Genomic DNA, 24,735 nt, shown 5'->3' with positions numbered 1-24,735 from the left:
GCCGCCGCCAGCTCGGGCATGATGCTCGGGTGCTGACGGTGCCTCGTTCCTGGTCGGAGCTGACCCCGGACTGGATGACGGCGGCGCTCGCCGATGCCTGTCCCGGCGCCCTTGTCGAGGCCGTCGAGCTCGACGACGTGGCCGACGGGACGAACAGCCGGGCCCGGCTGACGCTGCGTTACGCGGCGGGCGCCGGGCCGGAGCGGGTGTTCGTCAAGCGGGAGGGCCGGCTGCTCAACCGGCTGGCGCTGACCGCCCTGGGAGCGCGGGAGGCCGAGCCCCGGCTGGTGGCCTCGGGGCTGGAGCTGCCGCTCGAACATCCCGCCTTCTACGCGGCCGCGGTAGACCGACGCAGGTTGGCGGCGGTGACGGTGATGGAGGACGTGACCCTGCGCGACGCGCGGGCCAACGAGGCGACCCGGGCGCTGGGAGTGGACGGCGTGCGCACCGGGCTGCTCGGCCTGGCCCGGATGCACGCCGCCTATTGGGGAAAGCCGCTGCCGCGCGAGCTCGCGTTCGTGCGTCCCTGGCGGCTGGGCCGGGTCTGGGCGCCGGTGTCGTGGGCAAGCCTCGCCCGGGCGCTGCGGATCCTGCGGTCGGGCGGGCATAACGGGCTGGTTCCCGCCGGTGTTGACGCCGGCGTCGTCGAGCGTGGTTTCCGTGGCTGGGCCACGATCGCGGCAGAGCACCCGCGCACGCTGCTGCACGGCGACCCACACCTGGCGAACACCTACACCCTGCCGTCGGGCGTCACAGGCTTCTACGACTGGCAACTGGTCCGGACAGGCAACTGGTCCCACGATGTCGGCTACTTCCTGGTCTCCAGCCTCAGCACCGCCGACCGGCGCGACCACGAGCGGGACCTGCTCGCCGACTACCTGACGGAGCTCGCCGGCCAGGGCGGGCCGGCCCCGAACCTCGCGCAGGCCTGGGAGCTCTACCGCCAGACGCCGGTGTTCGGCCTCGGTACCTGGCTGCACACCCTCTCCGGCGGTGGCTTCCAGCCGCTCGACGTGTGCCTGGCCGTCATCGAGCGCTTCGCCACCGCACACGCCGACCACACCCGCACCTGGGCACCACCGCCCCGCCGCAACGCGGTCCAGCCGGTGCCCCGCTGACGACCGAATACGACAGGTCCACCCCGACCGGAACGCCGAACCAGTAGTCCAGAGCATCACCTGTGGAGGGCGGGCCGCCGGTCTGGCGGTCGCCCTCCGAGGTTTCACGCCTCCGTGGGTCAGGAGGTGACGGACCTCCCGGCGAGGGTGGCGCCGCAGATCGGGGTGGCGCCGCCGACCGGGTGGAACGTGCTGCCCCGGAACTGGGTGACCCAGATGCAGTTGTCGACGCCGTTCACGATGTTCTCGCGGTCGGGGGAAACGCCCGCGCAGCGTCGCGGCGTCGAGGCCGAGCCGGGTCAGCGCGCCAGGCCGGAAGTTGGTCAGGAAGACGTCCGCGGTCGCGAGCAGCTCGTTGAGCACCGCGCGGCCCGGCTCGGCGCGCAGGTCGAGGGCGATGGACCGCTTGCCGCGGTTGGCGAGCGCGATCGACAGGTTGACGCCGCCGCTGTCCGTGCCGATGCCCTGGGTGGCCAGGCCGCGGTAGGGCTCGCCTTCCAGGCGCTCGATCCGGATGACGTCCGCGCCCCAGTCCGCCAGCAGCGCACCGGCGACGGGCACGAACACCCACTGTGCCAACTCGACGACGCGGTCTCCCGAGCTGGATCGGCCGCTCGTCCGAAAGCGGCGCTGTTCGCGCTGCCCCGCCGGCCGGTGCTTTCCCGTCGACGGCCAGGGCGCCCGCGCGCCTCGACGGCACCGAGGCCACGCGACGCCTGTGACCACGAAGCCTGTGACACCCTCAAGGTCAACCCGGCGATCACGACGGACCTGCTGACCAGGATCGGCACCGCCGTGGCCGACTGGGACTCCCTGGCTCTCGTGCTCGCCGACCCGGACTGACCACAACGCCGGCGGCCCCGACCGTCGCGCCGCTGGGCATGGCTGTCCTGGCGGCGACGCCGTAGGTGGGGAGAGTTACCAAGCGCGGCATACTGGGACCAGAAGGGATTATCGCGGCTCCGTGAGACGGAGGGCTCGTCATGGCGGACGTCGCGGGGGTGGAGCCGCTCCAGGGCGGCGACCCGAAACAGGTCGGCCCCTACCAGCTGTCCGGTCGCCTCGGCGTCGGCGGGATGGGCAGCGTCTATCTCGGCCACACTGCCGAGGGCCGCCCCGTGGCGATCAAGGTCATTCGCCGGGAGTTCGCCGAGGACGCTGATTTCCGTCGCCGTTTCCTGCGCGAGGTCCGGGCCGCCCGGCGGGTCGCCAGGTTCTGCACCGCCGAGGTGCTCGACGTCGACGTCGAGGGCCCGGAGCCCTACCTGGTCACCGAGTACGTCGAGGGTCCGACGCTGGGCGCGCGGGTGCGACAGGACGGGCCGCTGCCGCCGGCCGAGCTCGAACGCCTGGCGGTGGCGGTCGCGAACGCGCTGACGGCCATCCACGCCGCGCACGTGGTCCACCGCGACCTCAAGCCCGGCAACATCCTGCTGTCTGCGTCCGGGGCCCGGGTCATCGACTTCGGGATCGCCCACGCGCTGGAGTCCACGACCCTGCACACCCGCGGCGGGATCGTCGGGACTCCCGCGTACATGGCGCCGGAACAGGCGCTGGGCCTCGACCTGACCCCGGCCGCCGACGTGTACGCGTGGGGTGGGGTGGTGCTCTACGCCGCGAGCGGCCGTTCCCCGTTCGGCGAGGCCGCCACACCGGTGCTGCTGCACCGCCTGGTCCACGACGAGCCGGACTTCAGCTGCCTGGAGGGCGGTCTGCTGGCGTTGGTGCGCCACGCCATGAGCAAGGACCCGGCCGCCCGGCCGAGCGCCCACGAGCTGCTCCTGACGCTCGCGGCTGGCTCGGACGTCGACATCAGTGCCTCTCAGCCAGTCGCGGCCGCCACCCTCGCGACCGGCGCCGCGACCGCGGCCGCGGCTCCCGCCGCGCCGACCGGGCCGACCCCGTGGACCACGGCTCCCTCCGGGCCAGGGCACGGTGACACCGGCCAGCCCGGCGCCGGTTACCCGCCGACCCTGGCCCCTCCCTGGCCTGTCGCGGACCGCCCGCGCCCGCGGCACCGGACGTTGCTCGCCGGTGTGGCCGTCGCGGTGGTCCTCCTGCTGGTCGGCGTGTTCGTCACGCTCTACCTGCTCAGTTCGCACGGCGACGGCGGGCCAGCGGACCTGGCGAGCCAGAAGAGCTCCGCGCCGGCCACGGCCGGCCCGACCGGCAAGCCGGAGCCCGGCGGCCACGCGGGCGCCGGATCGAGCGCGACCGGGACGGCCGGGGCGGCGGCCACCCTGCCGGCGCAGCCACGATCCTGGCTGGTCTTCAAGCGCTTCGCGGGCGACAGCTCGATCAACGACAGCCCGATCGTCGTCGTCTCCCCCGACGGCACCGAACGGCAGCTCGGCACCGGCGACGCGCCGTCCGTGGCCGCGGACGGGCGCGTCGCCTACGCGGGCGTCGGCGGTCAGATCGTCACCGTCCGGCCCGACGGCACCGAGCCGCGCCAGCTCGCGACCAGCGGCGACAGCTCGGCCGAGTACCCGGCCTGGTCCCCGGACGGCACCCAGATCGCCTACTTCCGCAACACCGGCGGGCTCTACCTGATGCAGGCGGACGGCACCGGCGCGCGGCGCGTCGCCGGCGTGCACGGGCTGGAGACCGCCTGGTCGCCCGACGGGCGCGAGATCGTGTTCCGCGACCCGGACTCGCAGACCCTGAAGATCGTCTCGACGGCCGACGGTTCGGTACGTGCCCTCACCGGCGCTCCGCACGCCGGCGCGATCCCGGTCGAGCCGTCCTGGTCCCCGGACGGGAAGACGATCGTGTTCGGGTCGAACGACGGTGGGGTCTACGCGATCGCGCCGGACGGCACCGGGCTCCACCAGGTGGCCGGCGCGGGCTCCTGGCATCCGACCTGGTCCCCCGACGGCCGGGTGGTCTTCGTCCGGGACACGTCCGCGCGCACCTTCTTCTCGGCCACCGGGCGGGCCGAGTCCATGAAGCTGGACGGCTCCGGCGTCACGTCGGTCGGCTCGGTGATCGCCAGCGGTCCCGTCCAGTGGGCTCGCGGCTGACGGTCAGAAGCCGCGCGGCGCGCCGTGACCACCCTTTCTTGCGCGGCTACCAGGCCCTCCCGGTGTCGCGGTCAGGTTCCGGGCAGGTGGGTGAGGCCGGCCATGAGGCCGAGGGTGGCGCTGGTCCCGAGGACGCGAAGCACCGGCCAGCGCGACCTGAAGATCAAGAACGCCGCGACACCGGTGATCAGGACTGGTACGAGCCGGAGGGTGCCGGGGTCGGGAAGCTGGAGGTGAAGGGGTCCGGTGGTCAGGGTGTGGGTGGTGGCGAACAGGGTGTGCAGGGCGAAGTAGAGGCCGAGGTTGGCGATGACGCCGACGACGGCGGCGGTGATGGCGGTGAGGGCCGCGGACAGGGCGTGGTTTCCGCGGAGACGCTCGACGTGGGGCGCGCCGAGCAGGACCAGCAGGAAGCAGGGTACGAACGTCACCCAGGTCGTCAGGAGCGAGGCGACGACGCCGGCGAGCCAGGGGTTGAGGGCGCCTGGGTGGTGGTAGGCGCCGAGGAACGCGACGAACTGGACGACCATGATCAGCGGTCCGGGTGTGGACTCGGCGAGCGCGAGGCCGTGGACCATGTCGGGGGCGGAGAGCCAGGCGTAGTGCTCGACGGCGCGTTGGGCGACGTAGGAGAGCACGGCGTAGGCGCCGCCGAAGGTGACGACGGCGGTGCCGGAGAAGAACAGGCCCTGCTGGGTGTAGACGCTCCCGGTGCCGGTGGTCGCCGCGACAAGGGCGATGGGCAGGAACCAGGCCGTCAGGCCGATGGCGAGGACGGCCGCGGTGCGGCGGGCGCTGGGCGGGTCGTGGTGCAGCCCCTGGTCGGGGATCAGCGGCGGTGGCCCGTCCGTGGTGCCGCCGTGCCGTTCGCCGCCGCCTTTCAGCATCGCCGGCCGCGAGCGGTGCACGACCCAGCCGGTGACCGCAGCGAGGGCGATGACCAGGGGGAACGGCAGACCGAGGACGGCCAGGGCGGCGAACGCGCCGACCGCGAACCCGACGAGCAGCGGCCCGGTGAGCGCGCGGCGGCCGACCCGCCAGACGGCCTGGGCGACGATGGCGACGACCGCCGGTGCGAGGCCGGCGAACAGTCCGGTGACGACGGTGGTGTCGCCGAGGCCGACGTAGAGCGCGGACAGGCCCAGCAGGGCGGCCACGCCGGGCAGGACGAACAAGCTTCCGGCGACGAGGCCGCCGCGTAGGCCGTTGAGTAGCCAGCCGATGTAGATCGCCAGTTGTTGGGCTTCGGGGCCGGGAAGCAGCATGCAGTAGTTCAGAGCGTGCAGGAAGCGTCGCTGCCCGATCCAGCGGCGTTCGTCGACGAGGTGTCGCTGCATGACCGCGATCTGGCCCGCCGGCCCGCCGAACGTCTGCAACGAGATCAGAAACCAGGTCCGGGTCGCCTGGCGAAACGGAACCACCTCACCCGACGCCGCGCCTTCGCCGTCCTGGGCGGTCGGCGAGGCGTCGACGACGGCAGCCGTTTCGCTGGGTGCGGCCGGATCGATCGCCGGAGCCACGATGGCTTCTGGCTGCGGATCAGTCGTGGTCACGGGCGGGCTCCCGGCATCGGCGGTCATGCGGGTGGGCCGTCCGCGAGCAGGGCGCGACGGTGGTAGGCGTACAGCCCGTCGAACAGCGGTCCGGTCAACGCGAGCACGTCGGCATCGGTGTGGATCATCGACAGGCCGCGGAGTGCCACGTCCAGACCGGCGGCTTCCGGCGCGTCGAAACGTTCGTCGTCGACGTCGGCCTCGTGCACGATCTCGGCGAGCTTCCACAGCACCGGGTCGGCCAGGTCGTAGCGGCGCAGGATCGTCTCGAACGTGCAGTCGCCGCCGTGATGGCCCAGCTCGGCGCCGCGCAGGTCGAACGGGGTGGCCTCCGACGGCACCGCCGCCAGATCGTCGACGAACACGAAGTCAGCGTCGGGGTCGACGTGGCGGCGGATCAGCCAGGCGCTCGCGGCCCGGTCGATGTGGACCCCCGCACGGGTCGCCCACCTCACGGCTGGACCTGGGGGGCGTCGGTCGCTGCCGTTTCGGGCACGGCGAGCGCCCCGATGGCCGCCTTGGCCAGATCCCGCTGTGGGGGTGGAAAGAAGTCGCGGCGGGTGATCTGACGTAGCTCGCCGCGTAGCCGGCGAAGCGCCCGCGTCCGCTCCGCCTCAGTCTCCGTCGCGGCGGCGGCGGCCTGGTCGAGCAGCGCCTGGTACTCCGCCGCGCGGGCAGTGCGCATCCCCTCGGCGATCTCCCGCTCCTGCGTGCGAGTGGTCGGCTGCGCGAGCCAGACGGTCGCCGCGCCGCCCGCCTCACCGACCTCGTCGGCGATCCAGCCGATCTGCTCGCGCGTCCGCGCGTCCGCCGGCAGCCCCACCAGACCGTCGCCGAGGCGGGCCACCCCGAGCCGTTCCAGCTTCCGCCACACCGCGATCCTCGGCCGCGACGGCTCCCGCGGCACCCGGTACGCCAGCAGCACCCACGTCCCCGGCTGCGCCTCAGCGCCGCCCGGCCCGGAAGCCGGTGCATCTTCAGTCATTGGGCGATGTAACCACGGTTACATGAACGGGCGGTGGCGAGGAACGGGCGCATCGGAACGGTCGCATCCTGCTCCCGTTCACCCTCTGGAGAACGGCCCGGCGCCGCTGACCCCAGGTCGCCCGTAACGCTCAAGGCCGCGCGTCAACCCGTCCGGACCGCGTGCTCAGGCGACGCGCCTGGCCGGCGTGGCGGTTGGCTGGCGGCGGGCGTGGTGTCTGCCGTCGAGATTTGCGGGGATAGCCATCGGTGGCAGCCAGCCTCGGGGGGTCGGCCCGTCCGCTCAGCGGCCGCCTTGTCAGGGGGAGAGCGTGTGAGCGATCAGTGCCCGTCGTCCGCAGGCCCCGGGTCAGGGACAGGGTCAGACCCGATGGTCTCCACAGGCCGCCAGCCGCCGCGCCCGCCGGCCGCCGGCGAGCCGCCAGGCACCAGGCGGTGGGCCGCGCGGATCGCGCCCCTGGTCGTGCTCGCGGTGGTCATCGCCGTCGATCTGACCGCGCGGCGCAACTGGACGCTCCTTGAGCTGCTCGTCCTGTGCCCACTGTCCGCGGCGACCCTTGTCCGGCCGCGGCTCACCATCGTCTACGCGGTCCTGGCGGTGCTGAGCGCGATCCTGCTGGGCCTCGACGAAGATCTGTACAGCCCCGAGAGCCGGGGGCTGTTGGCGCAGTTCCTGCGCGTCGCCGGCGTCGCACTCGGCGGCGTCATCGCGGTCCTGGTCAGCGTCTACCACGCCCGCCGTGAGCGGAAACTACGGACCGTCACCCGGGTGGCGCAGGTCGCGCAGCTCGCCATTCTCGCGCCCGTCGCCCCGGTCGTCGACGGTGTACGACTCGCCGGACACTACGAGAGCGCCGCGCAGGAAGCGACCGTCGGCGGTGACCTCTACGAGGCGACCGAGAGCCCCTGGGGCCTGCGCCTGATCATCGGCGACGTACGCGGCAAGGGACTCGACGCGGTCCATCTCGCGAGCCGGGTACTCGGCGGCTTCCGGATGGCCGCCGCTCGCGCCGAGCGTCTCAGCGACATCGTCGCCGACCTCGACACCGAGGTCGCGAAGGCCAGCGGCCTCGACGACTTCGTCACCGCGGCCGTCGTGCAGATCAAGGGTCACCGACTGACAGTGGCGAACGCCGGACACCCAGACCCGATCCTGCTGGAGGAGGACAGCGCCCGGCCCCTCGCACCCGCGCTGCGACAGCCGCCCCTCGGCCTCGGCGCCGACGGCACCAACACAATCGTCGTCTCGGCACGACCCGGCAGCCGCCTCCTCCTCTACACCGACGGCCTCGCCGAGGCACGCGACCCGGGCACCGGCGAGTTCATCCCCCTCCTGCCCTGCGCGCACGCCGCGTTCGCCCACCGGGCACTGGACGCCGGCCTCGACGCGCTCGTACACCAGCTCCGAGACTGGACCAAGAACACCCTCAGCGACGACGTCGCGCTCCTCGCCGCCGAAATCCCAGGACCAGACCCACCCGACGCCCGCCCGGCTGACCACCTCGTGCGACAGCCCTCCTCGAACCAGGGCAGCAGCACAGGTCGGGGAGCCCAGCTCGACCGTCGTGGCGCAGCGCACGCCGCCGTCGATGGCACCGCACATCCGCCGGGCGTTCTTGGCGGTCATCAGCGCGGCCGGGTACGTGACCAATGAATCACGGGAATCATGAAGGAACGGATGGCTCCCACGACCTCAGTCGCGACAGACTCGACATCGCTTTGACCTCCGATCTTCCACCAGATGTCGGTGGAGCCTCCGGCAAGGTGGCCGATTCTAGTCTGGATTCCGTCGACCGTGGGGTAGAAGATGCTCGGTCCGGGCTGCTCGGGCAGGTCGGGATCGCGACGTCGGGCGGAGCCCCAGGAATCGCGACCAAAAATTGTCAGGTTCGCCGTAAAACGCACTTCCGCAGGAGGCGCCAGCCTGCTTCGCTGAAAGAACGAAGCACATGATGAGACACGGATCTCATCCGGAACGCCTGACCGGATCCCACAAATCCAAGAGCGCGGAGAAGGGGCCATCCGGTTCCGCAGCAGCGCCTTGAAGACATCGAGCGCCACGGCGGCCTAGCAGTACAGCTCGGGAATCTGTGGGTCCCAGGATGCGAGCCCTGAGCGAACCGCCGCCTGTTTGATCTCCCAAAGAATCTTGCGCCGACGGCCAAGCTTTAGATTCACGATTATGTAACGATCGAGGGGGGTCGATTGCGCGTCATCGGGCGACGTTGCCGGCTCAATCGAGACTATCAGGCTCGGCCAAGTCTCCTGCAGGCGGGCACGGAAGGCAGGAATCCTGGGATCCGGAGCGACCACGTCCACCTTTCCAGCTCTGAGAGAGGACTCAACGACGTCCGGCATACCGGTCTCAGAATCTCTCTTCCAGAACACGAGAGCGTAGTCAGGAGCCACCGCCATTGACATTCGTCCTCCCGCAGGGCGTCAGCGAGCGCGCATCGATCACCCTACCAGCAATAAAATAGGTACCCAACAGGGCGACCGCGATCAGGTCCGAAACCGACGGAACGATCAGAGCGAGAAGAAAGACTTCGGCTGGTCAGGAGGTTCGTTCGCGCCCTCGTGGATCCACCCACTCCGCGCCATCTACGTCAGGATTGAGACCTCTCGCATGGCGACCAAGATCCTCTTCCCGGTGCCAGAATCCAAGCACCGGGCCCGCCGCGATCGGGCCCGGTTCGCGGGCGCGGACCATGAGCGTGAGCTCGGTCTATCACTACTACCACCGTCGGCGCAATGAGCGCTCGAGGCCCGGGGAGAAAAAGCTTACGGACAACTGTCGTGCCACCGGCACTTCCCGCCGCCCACGGCGTTGTACCAGATCCATCTCATTCTACCCTCGAGGGCTACTCCGCGCCGCGCCAGACCTCTCCGAGTCGGCCGCAAAACTAACCAGCTGGGCGAATGACATAAAACGGCGCACCCAACAGGAGGACGACAATCAGGTCCGACGCCGACGGCACGAGCAGAAGCGAGAAGAAGAACTTCGGTAGGCGACCCTCCAACCTATGCGCACGCTGTCGAAGAATGATGACTCCCATGAAGACCATTGACCCGCAGAACAGCGCGAAGCCGATATTCCCTATCGGTGCCGCCGCGTGACTGCCCAGCGCCGCGACCGACAGCAGATAGACGCCGACGACGACGATCAGGACCGAGACTCCGACGAGTGGCCAGGCTGGGTCGAGCGCAACATTGAGCGCCTCGATGTCGCCGACTCCTCCCACCCCCCGCCGCTCACGTTCGATGGCGGTCAGGAGTTTCGGCCCATCGGACAGCTTGGGTGCGGTCCTCGCGGCAACCGAGCACTGGAGTCGCACCATGAAGTCCGCTCGCGTCCTCGATGATCCGCCCACTGGGCGCCACCTCCGTCAGAGTTCAGCCCGCGCACAGGGTGACGACCACGACGACCTGGCTGGCGTCAAGATCCTAGTACAAGTAGTGGTGTGGGTCCCGGCGATATGCTGCCCCCTCGTAGATCAATGCCAGGTACTTAAGCGACTCGGACAATGTGGATCTCGGGCGGGCCGGGGTAGCTGATATTGGTTTGGGTCGGCTTTTTAGCGGGATAGCCGTGGACATGAGTCCGTTTCACGGCTCGTGGGCAGAGGCGATGGCGGCGGGGCCGGTTCGGCCGGTCACATATCTCTGTGATCGTGGAGCCGAGGGCCTCCGTCAGGCGCTGAGGGGGAAAAACCCGCCTGCCGGGTGACCTGGCGGCGGATGACGCGGAGCGAGCGTATGAACGAGAGCCGGTCGGGGTCGATATCTGCCTGTTCGGCGGCCTCAGACATGAGTTGGCGGACGGCGTAGTGGGTGAGGAGAAGCGCCCATATCTCCTGTTTGACGAGATCGGGTGATCGGGAGCGTAGTACTGCGCCGCGGCCGCGTTGATGGGTTTTGAGCTCGTCGAGACTCGACTCGAACTCCCAGCGTTGGCCGTATGCCTCCGCGAGTTCGACCGAGGTCGCGACGTCCGGATCGAGAATAGTGGTGATCAGGCAAAACAACTCGTGGCTGCCGTCACGGTTGCTGATCTCATATTCGACAACGCGTACGGTGGGACCTGACAGCTCGTCGAGTACGGTCTGCCCGCGATGTTTCTGGACGGCCCTTCGCGTACGGACCTTCGGGTCGCTCAGGAAGGACAGGTAGGAGCCGTCCGGTAGCGGCGTGACGACAGGAAGGTGGGGTCCCGCTGGCATACGCCACAGCAGGTCCGCGCCGGTCTCGGCGGCGTCCGCCCACAGCTGGAAAGCGTAGAAACCTCTGTCGGCTATAACCAGCATCCCTGGCTCGAAAGCCACCAGCAGTTTCTGCGCGAGCTTACGCTCGTTGGTGTTCCACGGACCGATCTCCGCCGCGTTGATCGCATGAGTTCCGCACTCACCGAGCCCGACCAGATGGGCCTGCGGGAACGGCGCCGGGTTCTTGGCTCCGCCGGACCTGCCGAATTCCTCGTCGTTGTCGGGCGTGTCCGGTACATCCAAGACGAAGCCGTCGATCGCCATGAGCCTGCGAGTACCAAGCCAGGCGCCGGGGACGCCGGGCCGCGCGCACGGCACGGCCACCCGCTCGAACAACTCCCGCAGCGGCTCGGGGCCGAGCCGGGTACGGGCACGCGTGATCGCGCTCGTCGTCGGGACTCGCCATTCCTTGGACCACGAACCCAGCGCGCGCAGGCCGTCCACAAGCGTCCGCATCACTTCCTCGTAGCTATCCCCGAAGAAAAGACACAGGGCCATCACGTAATAGACCACCACTCGCGCTGGCAACAGCCGTACTCGCTGCTCACGCTTTCCCGTATCGACGAGCACCTCATCCACAAGGTCCCGGTCCACCAACCGCGTCAACACGCCGATGCCTATATGGTCGGTCAAGCGCCCGCCACCCGATGGCGCATCCGGTACGTCCGTCACGCGCAAATTCTACCGGTAAAGATATCTCGACCGGCATCGACACTCGGTCACGCCGAGAAAATATTCACGCGAGAATCAGGCATCAAGATCACGAGATCGATGTCGATCTTGCTCGTTGCTGCTTAAGTACCTGGCATTGCCCTTCGCTCCACCCCCATTACAGGAGTCTCCGCGCTACTACGAGGCGGTCCGCCCCTTCCGTTTCCACCTTCGGTACTCTGTCCTCACGGATTCCGCCGCTTGGAGTTCTCCCTCACCCACGCCATACTCGACGCGAGACGTGGCATACGGAAAGTTCCCACGTTCCACACGGAAGCCCGGACCGGGCTCGCGCCACCTGCATGCCGGACGCCGTCTGGGCAGTAGACGGGTAACCCCCAGACTCATCCCGAAGCCGTTTCACTGCCCCGGTTCTGACGCCATCCACATCTTTTCGACACTTCAACGGTGGTTCGCTCGCGCTCGCCTTCCCGGCCCACACCTGACACGATCACCGCCGCGCCTTTTCCGTCACGCTCACGACCCCAGCTGTTCGGCTGACGCCGCTGACGGCGGTTTGTGACCACCACCCGCATGGCGATCACGGAGGGCCAACCTCCATCTCCCGTGCAGCACCCCTCCAAAAGATCACCGTCTACCTCAGATCGGCGTCTCCCTTCGAGTTCGTGGCGCAACGAAACGGCGATCATAGGATGCGGAACGCGAGCGGGCGGCCGAGGTCGTCAGCGCCGCCACCGACGGGTCGGTGTCAGCCGTGGGGGTCAACGCCTGGTTACAGTTCTCCGCCGCGTGCGCATGCGGTCCACAGCCTTGTCCTGGATGTTCAGCACCGCGACGGCGGAAGGTAAGAGTCCGCGCCCGCCATCATCGCTACCGATCACGCCGACCAGAAAGGCAAGAAGGTCCAGCCCAACGCGGTCAGCCGACCTCCGAAAACCTACAAGATCATCAATGGATGTCGTCGGGCGCCTTCTTATCCGCGATGGCCGACTGGATCACGGGAATCATGAAAGAGCGGATTGCTCGGACGACCTCGGCCGCGACCGACTCCGCATCGCCGAGTTCCCCGATCTTCCACCAGATATCAGTGGATCCGCCGGCGAGGTGGCCGATCCTGGTCTGGATTCCGTCGACCGTTGGGTAGAAGATGGTCGGTTCAGGCTGCTCGGGAAGGACCGGATCGCGGTCTCGCGCGGAGTTCCAGGTATCGCGGTCGAAGATCGCGAGATTCGCCGTGAAATGAACCTCGCCGGGAGGCGCCAGCCTGCTTCGCTGAAACGAGAGGATCACATGGTGGGACGTGGACTTAAGTCGGAAGACCTGGCCGGATCCCGAGAGTCCGACAGCGCGGAGTTCGGGCGCTACGCGGTCCCGCAGCATCACCAAAGAAGTCGAGTGCCACGGCGGCCTAGCTGTAAAGCTCGGGGATCTGCGGATCCCACGACGCCAGCCCGGACCCAACCGCGGCCTCCTTGATCTCCCAGAGAATCTTGCGCCGCCGGCCAAGCTTCAGGTTCAGGATGATGTAGCGATCGAGAGGGATCGGCGCGGCGAGGCCATCAGAATCACCCTCCGGCTCGATCGACACTATTACACCGGGCCAGGTCTCCCGGAGGCGGGCCCGGAATGCCGTGATCCGGGGATCCGAGGCAACCACGTCAAACTTCCCAGCCCTGAGGGAGGATTCGACTGCCTTCGGCATACCGATCTCGGAATTCCTCCTCCAGAAGACAAGAGAGTAGTCAGGTTGTCGCCGGCACTGACATTCATCCTCCCGCAGAGGACGCAAAAGAACGAGTGCCTGCACCATACCAGACGGCGACACCATGAACCCGGCCTCTCGTCAAGCCGTCTTCACCTCGGCCACTGGCGCCGCCGCGCCCGCCCGAGGCAAAGCCGCTGGGCGAGGTGCCGGTCGAGCAGGTACCGGTGCCACTGCCCCCCGCGTCGGGGTGACCGACGAGCGGGCGTAACTGAGTGATGCTTCACAAAATCTGCTTTGGGCGAGCGACCTCACGATCATTCGTAAGATATACGTAGGCGGCGTCGGCCTCAATGTCGAACGTTACCTCGACATCCATACCGCCCCAGCCGCCCTTCAACTCAATCCCGCTAATTCCAGCCAGTAGATACTACTCTACCGTTGTTATTAACGACAGCCCACACCTTCTTGCCTTTGTATTTCCACGTTCCAGGTTCAATCATTCAACCGGAGGCTACTCCGGACCAACGTCACCTTTATGCAGTTCGCTTATCGGGAACAACTCGGCAGCGACCAGATCGCCATCTTTCAGGCTCGCTAGGTATTCATTGAAGTCAACCCCAGCACGCCGCGCTCCGACAATATATTCAAGGGCTTCACCCTTCAACACCCATACCGCGTACTCGTGCCAGCTGAATCCAAGGTACGTGCGAAGCGGCCCGGACACACCGCCGCTGTCATGCCACTCCGCCACCCATTCCGAGATTTCTTCAACCTCGGCGTCACCAGAGATTACGCTGTCGACGAAACTCACAGGTCCCCCTGCTTCAAGATACGACCCGGCACTGGTTCCTTGTAGATCTTGCCCGTGACCGGATCCTCGCTTCCAATGTGTCTGAACTTATCATCATAGACCTCAATGTCACCATGAGTGTAGTCCCACTGGTAGTACCTCCTGTTCCGCCCGTTTCCGCTCATCCTGGTTTTACCCTTGTAGTTCTTATATGATTTCCAAACTTTCGACTCCGCAGGATTGAGCTTCTGCGGACGCGACGACCCCCCCTTGGTCTTTTTCGCGTAGTAGACATACTTCCCGACGCGATATCCCACGTAAGCCGTGCCACCGATGATGATCAAACCGGTTATAACCCAGCCTACGGGAGTCCAATCGATTGCGGCAAGCGACGGAAGAAGTGCGAGGAACGCGAAGCTGCCGACAAGATCATATTGGTTATACGGGTCCTGGTTCGCGTAGTCGTAGGGGTTGGCGGAGCCGCCCGGGAGGGGGTCGGTCTGGAGAAAGCGGCCGAGGTCGGGGTCGTAGAGGCGGACGCCCATGAGGGTGAGGCCGGACAGGGTGTTGCGGGAGCGCTGTTTGCCGCCGAGCCAGCCGTAGGTGGGGTAGGCCGCGGAGGTGAAGTACGGCAGACCGAACTCGGTGTTGTCTGAATAGCTGGCCAGTGATGTCGCGCTGGTCGAGTCCGCCACCGTGGCGACGATGTCGCCGTGCAGGTTGGCCAGTTGCAGGGTGACCGTGCCGCCGCTGTCCTGGCTGGCGGCCAGGCTGCCGTCGATACCGACGATGTTGCGGGTCCAGGCAGTCCCGGTCCCGATCCAGGCAGGATCGTCCCCGGACGCGGACGTGTAATGGTTGATCGACGTCGAGCTGCCGTCAGTCCACGACCGGATCCGCCGGGCCGGGTCGAGCGCATACGTACGGGTCGTGGAACCTACCGTCTCGGACGCGACCACGTCGTTGACGTAGTAGCCAATCGTCGCCGACGTGCCATTTGGCGGATAGGGGTCCGTGGTCGTCCGGCCGAACACGTCGTAGGTGTAGCCACTGTTGGTGAGGCGGTCGGCCTGGTCGTAACCGAAGCCGAAACCGGTGGGCGAGGTACTGGTCGAGCAGGTGCCAGTGTCACTGCCCCCTGCGTCGGGGTAACTCGTCAGCGAGGTCCGGTTGGACTCGGCGTCGTAGGCATAGACACGGGTGTTACACAGGGCGGTCCCGCTGCCGAAGCTGGCGGTATCCGCCACCGAGGTCAGCCGGCCGGCGAGGTCATAGCCAAGCGTTCTGCCGCCCTGCGGGGTGCTGTCGAGCCGAACCTGGCCGTAAATCGAGTTGGCCTGCGCGAACGTCAACCACGGAGTCGTCCCCATGGCATAGGTCAGTGCGTTGGCGTCGCCGGAGTTGTCGTACCGGGTCTTGGCGACCAGGCCGCTCGGATATGTCTGCGACGTCATCTTGCCGTCGCCGTTGTAGGTCGCGGAGAAGACAGAGGGGGCGGAGCCGGCGCCGACGTTGAGGGAGGTGACCAGGCCGCGGTGTTCGCCCGCGCCGCCGTCATAGGTGTAGGTAGAGGTGCCCTTCCCGTCAGATGACGTCGCGACCCGGCCGTCGATGTCGTAAGTGGTCGAGGCGGAGCTGCCGTCGGCGTCGGTCTGCGACGTGACCCGGCCCCACGAGTCGTAACCAGTCGTCAACGTGATTCCGCTGGCAGTGGTGGTGCTTGGCAGGCCGGTCGCGGGGTCGAAGCCAAAGGTGGTGGTCGGCAGAGCGGTGCCACCGTTGGCCGCGGGGCTCGCGGCGATCGCCTCGGACGTCTTCCGGCCGGCGCTGTCGTAGGTGTCGGTCGTCGTCCGGGTGGTCGTCGCGCCGGAGACGGTGAGACTGTCGATAGATGTCAGGGCCTCGGCGAGGTCGTTGTAGGTGTTGGTGGTGACGGGCAGCGGGTTGCCGCTGCTGGGCTGGGCGGCGGGGCCGGTGGTGCAGACCAGGCCGGTCCAGGAGGCGTTGACGCAGCCGCCCGTCCCTGTGGCGGTGTAGTACGTGGTCAGCGTGGTGTAGGCGTCGGTGCCGGTGCTGTTCGCCTTGGGCTGGCGGCTCTCGACGACATTGCCGGCGGCGTTGTAGTAGCTCGTCCTGACGATGTCGGGCGTGCTACCGCCGCCCATCCACGTCGTCACGGTCGTGGGCTTGCGCAGGGTCCAGCCAGACGTCGACGGGTCAGCCCCGGTCTTGGCCTCATACCCGTTCACGGTCTTGCGGGGATCGACGTCAGTTCCGGAGAGCGTGCGGGCCGTCGTCGTAATCGTGGTGGCCAGGCGGTAGGGGTCGGGGGCGGACGGGGCGCCCTGGTCGTAGTCGGTGTGCACGTGCTGCCGGGCCGAGTACCGGCCGCCGCTGTTGTCGATGATCGGGTGGGTCGGGCCGTAGGTGTCGGTGACGAGGACGCCGTCCGACGAGTAGACGGTCTGGTCGTCCAGCAGCTGCGAGCGGGCGGCCGAGGTCGTCAGCGCCGCCACCGACGGGTCGGTGTCAGCGGTCGGGGTCAGCGCCTGGTTGCGGTTCTCCGCGGACAGCGAGCGGACGACGTTGCCGTTGCCGTCGTGCTCCGTCGTGCTGATCTGCCAGGCGTTGTTGCCATAGCTCGCCGCGTTGACCGCTCGGCCGTCCGTGTCCAGGTAGGTCAGGGACGCGTAGGGCCAGTCCGTGGCGGTGGGCGGCGAGGCGGGCACGTGGTCGGCCGCGAACACGCCCGCGCCATAGATCGGCAGGTCGGTCTGGGCCCAGTTCGCGGCCTGGCCGGAGGACAGGTCGATGGGCGCGCCGGTGCCGGTGACGGGGATGTCGTAGGCGACGGTCTGGGTCGCGGTCGCCCCGGCCGGGGTCGGCCGGGCGGCGGTCAGCAGCCTGCCGCTTCCGTCGTAGGTCATGGTCCAGGTCGCCTGGCCGGGCGGTGTGACCGTCGTCAGGCGGTTCAGGCTGTCGTAGCCGTAGGTGGTCGCGAGCCCGGTCCGGGGATCCTTGGCGGAACGCAGCAGGCCGTTCGAGTCGTAGGCGTACTGGGCGACCGTGACCGCCGGGTTGCCGTTGAGCGACATCGCTATCGCGGTCAGCCGGCCGACGTAGTCGCCCCAGGTCGCCTGGGTGGTGCCGGTCGCGGTCGTCGAGGACGCGTAGGTCAGCGTCAGTGCGCGGCACCCGGCGACCAGAGTGATGCACGTGATGCCGGCCGGGACCGGCGCGAGGATACGCGTGGTCCGGCCGGCGGAGTCCGTGGTGAAGGACGAGGTGGTACCCGAACCGGGCTCGACCACGCTGGCGACCGGCCAGGTCGTGGCGCCGTTGACGGTCACCGCCTGGTAGACCGTCTGGGTGCCGTCGTCGTCGGTCGCGGTGAACTGGGTCGCCGAGTTCTTGACCAGCTTCGACCCGTCCGTCCCGGAGTCACCGACACCGGTGTAGGCGTACGGGTAGGCGCCGGTGCCGGACCGGAGGTAGACGTCCTGGACCCCGGTCTCGTCGGTCAGGGTCACGTAGCCCTGGGAGTCGGTGAAGTCGGCCAGGGACTCGTCGGCGCGGCCGGCGTCCGGGCCCGGCATGGACGCCGTCCAGCCGGGGCCGAACACCCCGGTCGCGGCGGGTGTCGTCGCGGCGACGGCGGGCCGGACCTCGAACATGACCCACGAGTTCGTCGCCGTCGTCGGCGCCGTGGTGGAGATCGTCATCGTCTGGCCGAACGCCGTTGACGGGGCAGTCCGGTACAGGGCCGCCCCGGTCGCGTCGGACTGCGAGTAGCTACCGGCCAGCGTGACGCCGGTGCCAGGTGTCGGGGTGCCCGCGGCGTTCCAGTCGGCCACGGCCGCGAACGCCATCGACCCGGCCGTCGTCGACGTGACGGACTGGTTGAGCACGCCCTCCGCCGTCGTCGCGGGACCGATGTTCGTCGCGGCGATCGGGTTGATCAGGTTGGCGCCGGTCAGCACGATGACCTTGAGGAACTTCGTGCACACGTTGTTCGACGCGTGCAGCGTCACCGTGCGCGCCGAGGACCCGGTCGTCTTCGCCCACCAGGCGACGGCCTCGTCCTTGGTCGCGCTCGCGCCGGAGCTGCCGATCTGGGTCCAGGTCAGGCCACCGGAGTCCGAGAGCGACGGCCCGTTGCTCGCGCCCGAGGCGTTGGACGCGGTGTCACCGAACGCGAGCAGCAGCGCGTTCGCCGGCGCGGTGAACGACGCCGTCACCGCGTTGCCGGCCGCGGTGCAGCCGTTGCCGGCCCAGCCGACCGCCGCCGGCGACGACGGGTCGACAACCAGTCCACCGGCACTCGACAGTGTCGTGTCCGTACGGCCGACGGTCAGGCTGCCGGTGTAGGTGGGCATGGACACGTCGGTGGCGGAGACCGCGAAGTCACCGGTCAGCAGCGCCACCGTCCCGGGGCCGACCGGTGCGGTCGCGTCCGCGTCGGCGAACGCGCGGCGGGAGTACTGCACCGTGCGGGCCGGGGTGCACGACACCGTCGAGGACGAGTCCGTGAAGCAGGCGCGGATCTGGTCCGCGCCGTCCGGGACCGAGTAGTTCGCCATCGTGGTGCCGAGGTCCCACGTCAGCTTGTCGAACAGGGCCGAGCCGTTGCGGGCCACCGGCCAGGCCGTGGGGTGCGTCGAGGTCCCCGCGATGACGACGTCGGAGGTCGGGATGTCCACCCAGGTGGTCGACGTGTTGGAGCCCCAGTGGTACTGGTAGCGCACCGACACCTGGCTCGACGGTGCCTGGCCCTCGAGCGTGGTGTACCGCTGGATCCGCGCGCCTTCGTCCGGCTGCGCTAGCGCGCCGGTGCCCACGCCGAAGCTGTACGAGACGACCGACGACAGGTTGCCCGACGTGTCCTTGGTACGCACGTAGAACTTGTGCAGACCGGGTGTCGGCCCGAGGGTGGCCGTGGTGGTCGAGGTCGTCTCGGTGGACGGCGACGGCTGGTCCAGGCCATACAGGAACGACTTGGTGTCGCCGCCGGGTGAGGTCCAGGTGAAGGTGCCGGACGTCGCCGAGCCCCAGCCGCCGGACGGCCAGACCGTCGAGCTGACGGCCGACGGCGCGGCCGGGGCGGTCGTGTCGACGGCGAACGGGATCCACGTCGACCAGGCCTTCGAGTAGTCCGTCCCGTCGAACCCGCGGGCCCGCCACTCATACGACCCGCCGTTCGCGAGCAGGCCCGATGGCACGGTCCACGCGCCGGTGCTGTTCGCCGCGATGTTGGAGACGGATCCGTTCGCGATGTCGGTGGTGGCGTTCGCGTTCCAGACCTCGAAGTCGACCCGGACCGCCGTGCCGTCGGGGTCGTACGACCCGCCGTAGAGCGTGGGCGTCGTCGTGTTCGTCAGCACCGGGGACGGGCTGACGGCGCACGGCGCCAGACAGGGCGCCGTCGACCGGCCCGAGACCGTCGCCGGGTAGGAGTTGTAGGTGACGGAGATGTGCGGCGCGAGAATCGTGTCGCCCGAGTAGAACCACTTGAACTGGTTGGTGTCCGACTCGTTCGACGCCCGCATCGTCAGCGCCTCCGGCGAGGCGAAGCCGTTGCTCGACCACGCCGAAACCAGCCCGGTGATGTCGATGTTCGTCCCGCCCGAGCCGGTGCACGAGCCGCCGTTGTTGAACGTCCCCGAGCCCCAGACGACGCCGTCGGCGGTCGGCTGGCTGTTCCAGGTCGTGCCGGGGCCCATCAGGCCGGAGCCCTCGACGACCATCGGCTCGACCGTGCACGTCTGCGAGCCGCCCTGCCACAGGTTCAGCACCGCCGACGTGACGTGCTTGCCCTTGATCGCCGAGTCGTCGAAACGCAGGAACGAGCGGTTCACCGAGTTGCCGTTGAGGTTGCCCAGGCGCAGCTGCGAATACGTGTCGTAGTTCGTCGTCGGGTTGGCGCTGTTCACGTCGGTGTCGAGGTTGTCCGCGAGCGTCGCCGCTGGGTCGATCGTCACCGGGTACTGCCGCGCCTTGTCCGTCAGCCACGTCTTGTCGGGCTTCAGCGTCAGCGTCGGCGCGTCCGCCTTGGCGGTGTCCAGGGTCGCGTCCACCGTCCTCGTCGCCGTCGGCTGCCTGCTCGTCGGGTCGACGTGCGCGTCCCACATCAGCGGCGCCGGCGACCGGGCCGTCACCTTCCCGCCCGCGGACAGCTGCGTCTCCCCACCCGGGGTCCGTGACGCCGTGACCCCGTGCAGCCGCATCGGCACCCGCAACGCGGCCTGGGCGGCGGCGGGCGTGTAGGCGACGATCTGCAGGTCGTAACCGGTCGCGGTCACCGTCACGACCAGGTCAGTGTCCGCGGCGACGCCCTTGTACGTGGCGGTGTTGTCCTTCAGCACCGGCGCCGGCAACGCCGACGCCCAGCCGAAGGCGACGGTCCGGTCTCCGTCGATGAGCGTCGCGACGTCACCGGCGGACTGGCTGCCCGCCGACAGGACGATGCCCGCCTTGGTCACCTTCGGCGTCACCTTGCCGTCGGCGACCACCAGGGTCGTGTCGACGTCCGCCCAGCCGTCCCCAGCTCGCACGCGCCGGATGCCCGAGTAGGAGTCGACGGTCATCGTCCCGTCGGGGTTCACGTACGCCGTCGTCGACTCGGTCCGCAGGCCGGTCACCTCGATGCGGCGTTTCTGCGCTCGCGCCGTCAGCTGCGCCGAGACCAGGTCCGGCCGCTCCGCCGGCCCCTGGTCGGCGGCCGGCGGCGTGACCGCCCGCGCCGGGGACCGCAGCGCCGGTACGGACGCGACCGCCGTCGACACCAGAGCGGTCGCCAGCAGCACCACCAGAACGCGCACGGACCACACCCGACGCACCAACAGGGTCGCCAACACACCGACTCCGATCCCGAAACCAGCAAGAAGGGCACAGGACAAAGCCAGCACGGAAACCAGACGCGAACTCCGGTGACCGCGATGGGACCACCGAAAATGAAGGACCAATAGGAGTCAGCGCAAGGACGAGCCCCACCAAATGATCAACTAGCTCGCCACGGAAAGTAGAAGCCGAACGATGGCCAGCAACCCAACCACCACCAACCCCGGACCAAACACGCAGGTCTCCGACGGCCCGTGCGCCATTAGAACCGGCACTCTGTCGCGACGTGAGGCCTTCCTGCGGTCACTATCCGTACATAATATGATCCACGTCACACAATTTCTGTTAACGTGGCCGTCACATAGCCCCCCGGCGGCACGCGCCCGAGTTATCTACTACCGAGTAGATAGACGTCATCCGTGACGAAGCATCTAGCGCGGAGCAGAGAAGGTGTGGTACTGCTGTCGCCCGCGAACAAATTTCCTAACCACCGACATCGCCAGCGGTAGGAAGCCGCCGGCAGGCGACCCAGCAGAAACGGGGTCAAGCGGGGGGGCGGTACCAGCAACGAAAGTGAGAGCGCGACAGCTACTCTCTTGGAGACCCAACAATGAGTCCCTCGATCCGCCACCCGCCGTCATTTCGGGCCGCTGCCGTCGCGCGCGTCCTCCGTATACGCGCCAGTCATACCTCCGAATCAGCCGCCGTCCGGGCCGTCGCGGCCGGGCTGGGGATCAACGCCGAGACGCTTCGAGGGTGGGTCCGCCAGGCCGAGATCGACAGCGGCCGCAGGGAGGGCGTCACCACCTCGGCGCGGCAGGAAATCTTCCGGCTGCGCGTCGAGCTCGCGAACGCCCGCCGCGCGCTCGAGAAGGCCACCGGGGCCACGACCCAGCTCGCCGCTGCGCAGCCTCAGACAGCGACGCCACCGGCAGCCGCGCCCGACCGGCCACACGTGACGACGGTGACCGTCGATCCGTTCAGTACCGGTCGTGGCCGGCCGCCGCGCCGCTCAGACGGCCCGCTTCGGCAGGACGGAACCCAGGGTGCCGACGGCGCGTACAGCTGAACCACCCACCGCCGACCGGATGTCCGACGACGACACCCACCCGGCCTCAAGGACGCGGGAGGACGTGTCATCCACTCGTGGGCGCGGCGGGGGCCGGCATCGCCGGCCGCCGTCGCGCGCGGGCCGCCTGGCCAGGACCCTCGGCCCGCCGACCGTCAGCCTGCCGCTAGTCCTGCTCATGCTGATCTTCTGCCAGTCGCCGCCCTCCTGGCACGACACCACCGCGAGCAGCCAGGCAGCCACCTCGCGATCGACCGGCTACCCCATGCCGTCCGCTCTCGCCGTCTCCCCCGGCAGCTCCAGCGACGTTTCGGGTGACCGTGTGCCGATCGGCGCACTCGCCACCGCGGCAGCCGCGAGCCCGAGTCCCGCCAGCACGGTGGGCAGTCTGGTCGGCCTGGCCGGCGGCGAACGGCGGATCCCGCTGCCCGTCCTGACCGCCTACCAGCAGGCCGCCGCCACCCTCGCCGGCGAGCAGCCGGCCTGCCACCTGCGCTGGCAACTACTCGCAGGCATCGGCAAGGTCGAGTCCGGCAACGCCAGCGGACGCCAGATCAGCGCCGACGGCACCGTCACCCCCACGATCCTCGGCCCGCGGCTCACCGGCCACGGCGGCTTCGCCCGCATCACCGACACCGACCACGGCACCCTCGACCACGACACCACCTACGACCGCGCCGTCGGCCCCCTCCAGTTCCTCCCCTCCACCTGGGCTTCCGCCGGCCGCGACGGCAACGCCGACCACCGCCGGGACCCCAACAACATCCACGACGCCGCCCTCACCGCCGGCGGCTACCTGTGCGCCCACCACCGCGACCTCGCCAACCCCGCCCAGCTCACCGCCGCGATCCGCGCCTACAACCCCTCCGACGCCTACATCCGCGCCGTCCTCGCCTGGACCACCGGCTACACCACCAGCACGCCCACACCCGTGGCCGTCACGACGAGCGCCGGCGCCACCAGCCCGGCCGGCCGCGGACCGGCCAGCGACCCCTACCCGGTCTTCGCCCTCACCCCCGTACAGACCACCCCCGCCACCCCGTCCAACTCCCCCGCCGCGGCCGACTGCGCCCCCATCACGATCACGACCAGTAGCCTCACCGCCGTCATCACCACAGGCACCCTCGACTTGACGGGCCTCTACACCACCGCCAGCACCAACCCCAACCCCAACGGAACGATCAGCGTCCACACCATCGCCCGCGACCCCACCGGTCAGACCCTCGCCACCACCGACCGGCCGTTGCCCCTCAGACCCGGCGACCTCCCTGCCGTGCTCACCCAGCTGCCCCTCGACCGCCTCACCGACCCCGGCCACACCGCGTCCGTCACCATCGTCCTCACCGTCGCCCCGCCGGGCTGCCCCGGCCGAACCCTCACCTCCCTCACCATCACCAACATCACCCGGCCCGCCAGCACCCTCAGCCCAACCAGCCCAACCGCGACGACCAGCCCCACCGCGATCATGAGCGCGCGCCCCACCCCCCGCCCCACCGACCCGACCCGGTAAGGAGCCCACTCCCGGTGAGTCGGCACCGCAGCTCCCCTCCCCCACCCTCCGCGCCCGGCAGGGCCGCTCGCGCGGCAGGCCTGGCAACCACCAAGCAGCTACCCGCCATCCCGGCACCGACCACGCCCAGGCACCGGCCCGCGGCGGCCACCGCCACGCCGAAACCCGCCGGACCCCGCAAGGGCGCTCACCGCAGGCGCCAAGCCACCAGCAGCCGGGGCCTGGGACCGGTCCAGCTGCTCGCGGTCCCCTTGATCGGCCTGCTCCTGCTCCTCGGCGACGAACAGCACCCGCCGTCGGGCAACGGGACCAGCACGCTCACCACACCGAGCAGCAGCCGGCCCGCGACAGCCGCCAGCTACCCGACGCCATCGCCGTTCCCCCAGACCGACACCACCCTGGCCGCCGCCCCGTCCGCCTTGGACACCACAACCCCCAGCGACTCACCCGCACCCACCCCGACCATCAGCTATCCGACCGGCGCCCCGCCCATCCCGGCAGCCACCGCGGCACCCGGCCCGACAGCGACCCAACACCCAGCACTTCCCGCCCCAGCCAGCTCCCCGCCGCTCGTCCTCGTCCCCCTCGCCGCGGCGACCAGCACCAGCCGGACACCCACCCCGGCAGTCACGACCCCGCCCAGCGTCACGATCACCGCCAGCGCCCTCCCCGGCGAGGGGACCGCCAGCCCCAGCCCCGTAGCCAGCCTGACCATGACACCGATCCCGATCATCACCCTGACGCCCGACACCACCTGCGACGCGATCACCCTCGCACCGGCCAGCCTCGCCGCCACGGTCGACCAGACCGGCGGCCACCCGACCCTCACCCTCACCGGCAGCTACGCCGCGCCCGCGAGCGCCGCGACTGACCGGACCACCATCCACACCGAGGTCGGTGTCACCCCACCCGACGACACCCCACCGCGACCGACCGACACCACCGTCACGACCCAGCCCGCCGACGCCCCGGCCGTCCTCGCCACCATCGACCTCGACCAACTCCCGACACCGACCACGACCACGACCACCCTCACGCTGACTCTCACGACCACCCCGACCGGCTGCGCACCCGTCACCCTCGCCACCGTCGTGATCATCGACGTCGCCATCCGTCCTCGGGCTCCGGCAGGAACGTGACCAGCACCAGCGAGCGCAGCGGGACGAAGCACAGGACGGTGAAGGCCGCGGCGATGCCGTGGGCGTCCGCGAC

Annotated in this window: 15 protein-coding genes and 1 pseudogene; 6 read left to right on the top strand and 10 right to left on the bottom strand. The window is 69.3% G+C overall.

The window, feature by feature from the left end; genetic code table 11:
* Positions 1-29 precede the first annotated feature (29 nt).
* Entirely contained in the window at positions 30-1,118 is a 1,089-nt protein-coding gene (locus FRADC12_RS24720) for a phosphotransferase (protein ID WP_052711143.1), read from the top strand.
* Positions 1,119-1,370: 252 nt separating this feature from the next.
* On the opposite strand, the pseudogene FRADC12_RS30455 reads toward FRADC12_RS24720, so the two are convergent.
* A pseudogene (locus FRADC12_RS30455) lies at positions 1,371-1,697 on the bottom strand (CoA transferase); the annotation flags it as partial.
* A gap of 404 nt (positions 1,698-2,101) precedes the next feature.
* Here FRADC12_RS30455 and FRADC12_RS28725 point away from each other — a divergent pair.
* Positions 2,102-4,141 carry a protein kinase domain-containing protein gene (locus FRADC12_RS28725; protein WP_052711142.1) on the top strand — a complete coding sequence of 680 codons (2,040 nt, stop codon included), beginning with the start codon at positions 2,102-2,104 and terminating at the stop codon, positions 4,139-4,141.
* A gap of 71 nt (positions 4,142-4,212) precedes the next feature.
* Here FRADC12_RS28725 and chrA read toward each other — a convergent pair whose 3' ends face one another.
* Genes chrA through FRADC12_RS24695 form a run of 3 tightly spaced genes read right to left on the bottom strand, consistent with a single transcriptional unit; the run spans position 4,213 to position 6,679 of the window.
* Positions 4,213-5,694, bottom strand: coding sequence for a chromate efflux transporter (gene chrA, locus FRADC12_RS24705; RefSeq protein WP_198153030.1), 1,482 nt, complete (start codon positions 5,692-5,694; stop codon positions 4,213-4,215).
* A gap of 23 nt (positions 5,695-5,717) precedes the next feature.
* Positions 5,718-6,149: a chromate resistance protein ChrB domain-containing protein gene (locus FRADC12_RS24700; protein WP_045878420.1), complete on the bottom strand. Its 432-nt coding sequence runs from the start codon at positions 6,147-6,149 to the stop codon at positions 5,718-5,720.
* On the bottom strand, positions 6,146-6,679 hold the full coding sequence (locus FRADC12_RS24695; RefSeq protein ID WP_045878419.1) for a Chromate resistance protein ChrB: 534 nt from the start codon (positions 6,677-6,679) through the stop codon (positions 6,146-6,148). Before FRADC12_RS24695 ends, FRADC12_RS24700 begins: the two co-directional genes overlap by 4 nt.
* Positions 6,680-7,048: 369 nt before the next feature.
* On the opposite strand from FRADC12_RS24695, the gene FRADC12_RS24690 reads away from it, so the two are divergent.
* Positions 7,049-8,332 carry a PP2C family protein-serine/threonine phosphatase gene (locus tag FRADC12_RS24690; protein WP_084011165.1) on the top strand — a complete coding sequence of 428 codons (1,284 nt, stop codon included), beginning with the start codon at positions 7,049-7,051 and terminating at the stop codon, positions 8,330-8,332.
* Positions 8,333-9,581: 1,249 nt separating this feature from the next.
* Here the strand turns inward: FRADC12_RS24690 and FRADC12_RS24685 are convergent.
* The 6 genes from FRADC12_RS24685 to FRADC12_RS24665 form a co-directional block, all read right to left on the bottom strand.
* Positions 9,582-10,016 (bottom strand): hypothetical protein, encoded by a 435-nt coding sequence (locus tag FRADC12_RS24685; protein WP_157489019.1) that lies wholly within the window; start codon positions 10,014-10,016, stop codon positions 9,582-9,584.
* Positions 10,017-10,331: 315 nt separating this feature from the next.
* Positions 10,332-11,618 (bottom strand): IS4 family transposase, encoded by a 1,287-nt coding sequence (locus tag FRADC12_RS24680; protein WP_045878417.1) that lies wholly within the window; start codon positions 11,616-11,618, stop codon positions 10,332-10,334.
* Between the two features lie 942 nt (positions 11,619-12,560).
* Entirely contained in the window at positions 12,561-12,992 is a 432-nt protein-coding gene (locus tag FRADC12_RS24675; protein WP_084011164.1) for a DUF4304 domain-containing protein, read from the bottom strand.
* A 28-nt stretch (positions 12,993-13,020) separates the two neighbouring features.
* On the bottom strand, positions 13,021-13,314 hold the full coding sequence (locus tag FRADC12_RS24670) for a hypothetical protein (protein ID WP_045878415.1): 294 nt from the start codon (positions 13,312-13,314) through the stop codon (positions 13,021-13,023).
* Between the two features lie 514 nt (positions 13,315-13,828).
* Complete coding sequence (locus tag FRADC12_RS31735) at positions 13,829-14,128, bottom strand: hypothetical protein (protein ID WP_157489016.1); 300 nt, start codon at positions 14,126-14,128, stop codon at positions 13,829-13,831.
* Positions 14,125-20,925, bottom strand: coding sequence for a DNRLRE domain-containing protein (locus FRADC12_RS24665; protein ID WP_232304016.1), 6,801 nt, complete (start codon positions 20,923-20,925; stop codon positions 14,125-14,127). Before FRADC12_RS24665 ends, FRADC12_RS31735 begins: the two co-directional genes overlap by 4 nt.
* Positions 20,926-21,554: 629 nt before the next feature.
* Between FRADC12_RS24665 and FRADC12_RS30450 the strand changes: the two genes are divergently transcribed.
* From FRADC12_RS30450 to FRADC12_RS24650, 3 genes are all read left to right on the top strand, one after another.
* Positions 21,555-22,013 carry a transposase gene (locus tag FRADC12_RS30450; protein WP_084011162.1) on the top strand — a complete coding sequence of 153 codons (459 nt, stop codon included), beginning with the start codon at positions 21,555-21,557 and terminating at the stop codon, positions 22,011-22,013.
* A gap of 64 nt (positions 22,014-22,077) precedes the next feature.
* Positions 22,078-23,523, top strand: coding sequence for a lytic transglycosylase domain-containing protein (locus FRADC12_RS28720; RefSeq protein ID WP_232304015.1), 1,446 nt, complete (start codon positions 22,078-22,080; stop codon positions 23,521-23,523).
* A gap of 14 nt (positions 23,524-23,537) precedes the next feature.
* Positions 23,538-24,662, top strand: coding sequence for a hypothetical protein (locus FRADC12_RS24650; RefSeq protein WP_157489015.1), 1,125 nt, complete (start codon positions 23,538-23,540; stop codon positions 24,660-24,662).
* The last annotated feature ends 73 nt before the right edge of the window (positions 24,663-24,735 follow it).

This window comes from Pseudofrankia sp. DC12, from assembly GCF_000966285.1.
Lineage (GTDB): Bacteria > Actinomycetota > Actinomycetes > Frankiales > Frankiaceae > Pseudofrankia.
The sequence above is the reverse complement of the archived record's forward strand: the minus strand, read 5'-3'. Positions and strand labels throughout refer to the sequence as shown.